The 6,438-nt window shown below is 67.3% G+C and carries 6 protein-coding genes; 2 read left to right on the top strand and 4 right to left on the bottom strand.

Going from position 1 to position 6,438, the window contains the following annotated elements:
* Window positions 1-312, top strand: a 312-nt coding sequence (locus tag ACT6QK_RS06765; RefSeq protein WP_444597054.1) for an inositol monophosphatase family protein, incomplete at its 5' end; no start/stop codon positions are given.
* Window positions 313-351: 39 nt separating this feature from the next.
* Window positions 352-1,383: a glycerophosphodiester phosphodiesterase gene (locus tag ACT6QK_RS06760; protein ID WP_444597053.1), complete on the top strand. Its 1,032-nt coding sequence runs from the start codon at window positions 352-354 to the stop codon at window positions 1,381-1,383.
* A gap of 15 nt (window positions 1,384-1,398) precedes the next feature.
* On the opposite strand, the gene ACT6QK_RS06755 is transcribed toward ACT6QK_RS06760, so the two are convergent.
* The 4 genes from ACT6QK_RS06755 to ACT6QK_RS06740 form a co-directional block, all read right to left on the bottom strand.
* Entirely contained in the window at window positions 1,399-2,082 is a 684-nt protein-coding gene (locus ACT6QK_RS06755) for a Fe2+-dependent dioxygenase (protein WP_444597052.1), read from the bottom strand.
* Window positions 2,083-2,183: 101 nt separating this feature from the next.
* Window positions 2,184-4,436: a TonB-dependent receptor gene (locus tag ACT6QK_RS06750; protein ID WP_444597051.1), complete on the bottom strand. Its 2,253-nt coding sequence runs from the start codon at window positions 4,434-4,436 to the stop codon at window positions 2,184-2,186.
* A 312-nt stretch (window positions 4,437-4,748) separates the two neighbouring features.
* Window positions 4,749-5,522, bottom strand: a complete 774-nt coding sequence (locus tag ACT6QK_RS06745) for a peptidase (RefSeq protein ID WP_444597050.1) — start codon at window positions 5,520-5,522, stop codon at window positions 4,749-4,751.
* Window positions 5,523-5,598: 76 nt separating this feature from the next.
* The gene (locus ACT6QK_RS06740) at window positions 5,599-6,438 is read right to left on the bottom strand and encodes a transglutaminase family protein (RefSeq protein WP_444597049.1); all 840 of its coding nucleotides are present in this window, start codon (window positions 6,436-6,438) and stop codon (window positions 5,599-5,601) included.

Here is a 6,438-nt window from a genome sequence, read left to right as displayed (position 1 = left end):
CCCTTCATCGGCAAGACCGGCCACGCCCAGACCATCAAGGACATCCACGCCATCGGCCAGCGCACGGCGGGCATCCGTCGTCTGGGTTCGGCCGCGCTCGACTTCGCCTGGGTCGCCTGCGGCCGCTACGACGCCTTCTTCGAGCGCAACCTAAAGCCTTGGGACGTGGCGGCGGGCATCCTGTTCGTGACCGAGGCCGGCGGCATCGTCACCACCATCGCCAATGACGGCGACCCCAAGACCGGCGTCTCTGTCCTGGCCGCCAATCCGGAACTGCATCCGCAGTTGCGCAAGGTGTTGCAGGCGGCCTGACGTCATCGGGTCGTCGCGCCAGGCTGCTAGCGGCCGGGCATGATCCGGTTCACCCTCGGCCTCGCCCTTCTGCTGATCGGAACGCCTGTCCTGGCCCAGACCGCTGACCATCCCCTCGTCATCGCCCATCGCGGGGCCTCGGGCGAACGCCCCGAGCACACCCGCGCGGCCTACGAGCGGGCCGTCGAACAGGGGGCGGACGTCATCGAGCCGGATCTGGTCATGTCGAAGGACGGCCATCTCGTCGTTCGGCACGAGAACGAGATCGGCGGCACGACCGATGTCGCCGACCATCCTGAATACGCCGACCGTCGCCGTGGCCAGGTCATCGACGGCCAGACGGTCGAGGGCTGGTTCACCGAGGACTTCACCCTGCTGGAGCTGCGCGGTCTGCGCGCCCGCGAGCGCCTGCCGGACCTGCGCCCCGCCAACACCGCCTATGACGACCAGCGCATCCTGACCTTCGCCGATGTCGTGGACATCGCGCGCGAGGCCTCGATCCGCACCGGCCGCACGATCTGGGTGGCGCCGGAGCTGAAGCATCCCTCCCACTTCGCCGCCCACGGCCTCGACATGGAGGCGGCCTTCCTCAAGGCCCTGCACGACGAGGGTCTGACCGGCGCCGACGCCCCGGTTCTGGTCCAGTGTTTCGAGGTCGGACCGCTTCAGCGGCTGCGCGCGCGCGTCGATACCCCCCTGCTGCAACTGATGTCCGTCGCGGGCGGCCCGGTGGATCGTCCGGACCTGACCTATGCACAGATGACGACACCCCGAGGTCTGGCCGAGGTCGCGGCCCATGCCGACTGGATCGGGGTCGAGACCGGCCTGGTCCTGCCGCGCGACGCCGGGGGGCGCACCACGGCCCCCACCACCCTGGTCGCCGACGCCCATGCGGCGGGGCTCAAGGTCGTGGTCTGGACCCTGCGCGCCGAGAACCTCTTCCTGCCGCTGGAACGACGGATCGGAATGTCGCCGGGCGGCCACGGCGACATGGTCGGCTATGTTCGGGCCTTCGCGGACCAGGGCGTCGATGCGGTCTTCACCGACTTTCCGGGCCTGCTGGCCGACTGAGCCCCCAGCCGCCGCTCAGACCTCGGCCCAGCGCCGCAGCAGGTTGTGATAGACGCCGGTCAGCTCGATCACCGCCTGATCCTTCAGCCCCTTCTCCAGCGCCACCCGCTGGATCGCCACATCCATGCGGAACAGCATCTCGCGGTCGCCGTCGTCGCGGATCAGGCTTTGCAGCCACATGAAGCTGGACACCCGCGCGCCACGCGTCACCGGCGTGACCCGATGCAGGCTCTTGGACGGATACAGCACCATGTCCCCCGCCGGCAGCTTGACCGACTGGGGCCCGTACATCTCCTCGACGATCAGTTCGCCCCCGTCATAGTCCTCGGGCTCCGAGAGGAAGAGCGTCGCCGACAGGTCGCTGCGGATACGCAGGCCCCCGCCCCGCTGCTGGCGGATGGCGTTGTCGACATGGGTGCCGAACTCGCCTCCGCCCTCATAGCGGTTGAACAGGGGCGGAAAGATCGTGTGCGGCAGGGCGGCGGCCACGAACATCGGATTGGCGTTCAGCGCCTGGACGACGATGGCCGAAACCTCTTTCGCCTCCGCAGAGTCCTCAGGCAACTGGCTGTTTTTCTTGGCGGTCGCCGACTGGTGGCCCGAGGTCATGTTGCCGTCGGCCCAGGGCCCGGCGTCCAGCGTCGCGCGCAGGGCCTTCACCTCGGCCTTGGTGAACACCTCGGGGATATGCAGCAGCACGGCGGCCTCTCGGAAAAGAAGAAGGGCGGCGTCAGTATCTGACGCCGCCCCAGTCTAGACCCGCTGGAACGGGGTCGGGGAGGAAAACGGAAGCTTACGGGTCAGAACCGCACGTTCAGCACCAGGGTGGCCGAGCGACCCGGCGCCGGATCGGCATGGTGCACGCCGTTGGTGCGCAGGATGTATTTCTCATCCGCCGCGTTCTGGACGTTCAGCTGAAGTGTGGCCCGATCGGTCACCGCATAGGAGGCGAAGGCGTCGATCCGGGTATAGGCCGGTGCGTAGATCCTGTTCGCCCCCCCGCCGGCGCCGCCCTGGTTGCCGCCGAAGCTCTTGCCGACATAGTAGACCCCGCCGCCGGCCGTGATGCGGGGCGTGATCTTGTAGGTCGAGAACAGGCTGACGTTGTGCTCGGGCGTGTTGGCCAGGCTGTCGCCCTGATTGACGTTGTTGTAGGCGCCGCGGACCAGTTCCGACGTCTGATAGGTATAGCCGCCGAACACCTGCCACTGGGGCGTGACATTGCCGGACACACCCAGCTCGATCCCCTTGACCTCGACCTCGCCGACCTGGGCGTAGACGCCGGCGTCCACCAGGACCTGGGCGTTCTTCCGCGTCAGGGCGAAGGCCGCTGCGCTCAGTTGCAGCTGGTCGCGGAACAGGCTGGCCTTGGCGCCGATCTCGTAGCTTTCGGTGTCCTCCGGCTCCAGCAGGGTGGTGGCCAGGTTGCCCGTGCCATTGCCGCCGCTGCCGTTGCCGTCGCCGGCGCTGATGGTCGGCGGGGTCGAGGAGGTCGCCCACGACGCATAGACGCTGGTGTTGGAGGTGGGCTTATAGACCAGACCGACCTGATAATTGACGAAGTCCCACGAGGTCTCTGGCACCAGCGCTCCGGCCGAGGTCACGCCGTTGGTCGTATATTCGTCCCAGCGCACGCCGAGGTTCAGCAGCCACTGGTCCGTCAGCTCGATCGAGTCGAAGGCGAAGACGGCCTTGGTCTTGGTCGAGTTCTTGGTCACCGCACCGGGCAGGATCGTCCCGGTCCAGGGATCGCTCGGGTTGGGATTGTACAGCGGCGTGCAGTCGAAGCCCGTCAGGGGCGCCGGGCAGGCCGTGCCCCCGGTGGTGGTGACGGCCCAGGACGAGTTGTTGTTAACCTCATGGGTGAACTCGGCGCCCAGGTCGAAGCTGTGCTTGATCCCGCCGGTGTTGAACGACCCGAACAGCTCGGTGACGTTGGCCGTCGTGTCGACCGGGTTGAAGCGGGTCTTGAGGCCCCGCTTCATCCACCAGACGCCGTTGATCAGCTGCGCGGCGCCGCCGTCGCCCGGGTTGGTCACGACATAGTCGTTCACCGTCTCGGAATAGCGGGTGATGTTGCGGATCGCGAGGTTGGGCGAGAAGCGATGCTCCAGCCTCAGGGTCGCGCTCTTAACCGTATTGGTCAGATAGTCCCGCGCCGTCAGGCCGTAGAAGGTGTCGTAGGGCACATCCAGGATGCCCTGCTCATTCTCGCGCGGCGCCGTGGCCCCGCCCCGCTTGGTGTAGAGCGGGATGCCGTAGTCGGGCATCTGGTTGCTGTCGAGATAGTTGAAGCTGAGGGTCGCCGTGGTGTCCGTGCCCAGACCGACGCCCAGAGCCGCAGCCACGCCGAACTTGTCATAGTCCACGGCCTTGCGCCCGGCGACGTCGCCCGAGGCCGACAGGACGTTGATGCGGAAGCCGGCGTTGTCTCCAATACGCCAGTTCTGGTCGATCGTGCCGCGCCAGTAGCGGTCCGTGCCTCCGCCCAGCGACACATTGGTGAAATCCGTCAGCTTGGGCGTCTTGGACGACAGGTTGATCGAGCCGCCGCCCGAGCCGCGACCCGAATAGACCGAATCCGGGCCCTTGATGACCTCGACCTGCTCCAGGTTGAAGACCTCGCGCTGCTGACCACCCGAGTCGCGGATGCCGTCGACGAAGATGTTGTTGCCCGAAGACTGGCCGCGGATGAAGGGCCGGTCGGCCAGGGGCTGCCCGCCCTCGCCGGCGCCGAAGGTGATGCCCGGCGAGGTGCGCAGCAGGTCCTGCAGCGAGGTCGCGCCGATCTGTTCGATGACCTGCTGCGGAATGACGGTGACGGCGCGCGGCGTGTCCACCAGAGGCGCCACGAACTCCGGCGAGCTCGGCTCCCGCTTCACCCGCTGGCCGTTGACGTCGATGGTGCCGAGGTTGGTGGTGTCCTGATCGGCGGTCGCGATCGGCGCCTCATCCGCCCACGCTTCCGCCAGAGCAGGCGCGGCGCACATCAGACCGGCGGCGCTGGAGGCGAACAGGAGGGCGCGAAGAGCGGCGGCGCGGGTGTCGGACATGGGGAGCCTTGGGCAGGAAGTTGCGATGCGCTCGCAAATACCAAGCCGCGCCGTAGATGCAACCGATTATGCGAACAAATCGCAACAATTCGACCCGAAGGCGCCGCATTTCGGCGATGCCTGAGAATTCGCAGAGGCAGCAAGCCGCAGCGGACATCCGCCGAAGGCGAACGGGCTCCCGGGGCTCAGATGAACATCCGCTTCCCGTCATCCTCGCCCTTGTGGCGAGGATCCAGACCCGTGACGTCAAAAAACCTCGTGTTGTCAGGCGGTTCGCGCGTTGACGTCAGGATGATGCTGGAGGCCGTCGCCCTATCCCACCACCGAAATCGACGGGCGCGCCGGCGGCGCATCGTCCAGCCATGGCGGAGCCGGCATGGCTCGATGGGCGTTGGCCAGGGATTCCGACCAGCGATGGCCCAGATCGCGGAAATAGGGGTCGTCCGCCGCGATCCGGCGCTGCTCCCCGTGCAGGGCGTCGCGGCCGATCACCACCATATCGAACGGCGGCCCCACGGCGATGTTCGAACGGATGGTCGAATCGAACGAGATCAACCCCAGTTTCACCGCCTCGGCCATCGGGGTGTCGGGCCTCAGGGCCCGATCAAGGATCGGCTTGCCGTATTTGAATTCCCCGATCTGCAGATAGGGAGTGTCGGCACCGCACTCGATGAAGTTGCCCTCGGCGTAGATGAGATAGAGCCCCATCTTACCGCCCTTGACCTGACCGCCCAGCAGCATTGAGGCCGAGAGCTTGGGCGCCTCGGCGCGCATCGAGGTCAGTTCGTTCCGGACCTCGGCCAGGGCGTGGCCGACGATCTGGGCCGCGCGGAACAGGGTCGGGGCCGTCTCCAGGGTTTCCAGGTCGTCGTGGCCGGGCATCCGGACCCCCTCGGCCACCATGGACAGGGCCGTCTGGGTCACCGACAGATTGCCGGCCGTGCAGATGCCTATGATCCGCTCGCCGGTCACCTCGGTGATGTGCAGCTTCTTGTAGGACGAAATGTTGTCCACGCCCGCGTTGGTGCGCGTGTCGGCGATCATCGCCAGACCGTCATTCACCAGCATTCCGACGCAGTAGGTCATCGTTCCCGTTCGCGACCCGCAAGACAACGAACCGCGACGCTAGCAGATTCGGACGACAGGACGACCCCTGACGATATCATGACCCGCCCTGCCGCTGCTGTTGCTGCTGGGTCTGTTGCATCTGACGCACACGCAGGGCGACGGTCATTGTCTCGGTCCCGCCACCATAGCTTGTGCCCCGGATCGGCGAGGCGCCGAGCGCGTCCAGCCCCGTGGCCACCCGCACATAGCGTTCGGTGGGACAGATGCCGTTGGCGGGATCGAAACCGACCCAGCCCAGCCCCTCCACCCAGGCCTCGGCCCAGGCGTGGGACGCCTCCTGGTCGTCCTGGCCGTCGGTGCGTTGCAGATGGCCCGAGACATAGCGGGCCGGGATGCCCAGTCGGCGCGCGCAGGCGATGAAGATCTGGGCGTGATCCTGACACACGCCCCGCCTCTGGGCGAAGGCGTCGGCGGCGGTATGGGTCGCCGTCGTCGCCCCGATCATGAAGGCCACCTCGGCATGGATCAGTCCCATCAGACTGTGCAGCCGGGTCAGGTCGTCGCCCGGGCCGACCCTGCCGGCGAACGCCTTCAGCGCCGAATCCGCATGGGTCAGGGGGCTGTCGCGCAGATAGACCAGTGGCGACAGCCGCTCGGGTGCGCCGCGCACCAGCCCGCCCATGTCGCTGGTCACCACGTCGCCGGTCACCCGGATGGTCAGCACCCGCGTCGGCCGCTCGGTGTAGAGGTGGTGGACGATGTTGCCGAACGGATCCTCCGTCCGGCGCAGGCGCGTGTCGACGTCGGTCTCGACCCGCCATTCGCGCACCTGCTGCCCCTCGCTCGACCGCGGCGTGACGCGCAGGTTCTGCAGGATGAACCGCGCGTCCCGGGCGTAGGAATATCGGGTCTCGTAATCGATCCGGATGCGCAT

The sequence above is a fragment of the Brevundimonas sp. genome (assembly GCF_052436175.1).
Taxonomy (GTDB): domain Bacteria; phylum Pseudomonadota; class Alphaproteobacteria; order Caulobacterales; family Caulobacteraceae; genus Brevundimonas.
The sequence above is the reverse complement of the archived record's forward strand: the minus strand, read 5'-3'. Positions and strand labels throughout refer to the sequence as shown.

Bases quoted from the DNA above. Each gene is read 5' to 3' on its own strand.
- ACT6QK_RS06760 (WP_444597053.1), top strand. From the start codon at position 352: ATGATCCGGTTCACCCTCGGCCTCGCCCTTCTGCTGATCGGAACGCCT.
- ACT6QK_RS06750 (WP_444597051.1), bottom strand. From the start codon at position 4,436: ATGTCCGACACCCGCGCCGCCGCTCTTCGCGCCCTCCTGTTCGCCTCC.
- ACT6QK_RS06745 (WP_444597050.1), bottom strand. From the start codon at position 5,522: ATGACCTACTGCGTCGGAATGCTGGTGAATGACGGTCTGGCGATGATC.
- ACT6QK_RS06740 (WP_444597049.1), bottom strand. From the start codon at position 6,438: ATGCGCATCCGGATCGATTACGAGACCCGATATTCCTACGCCCGGGAC.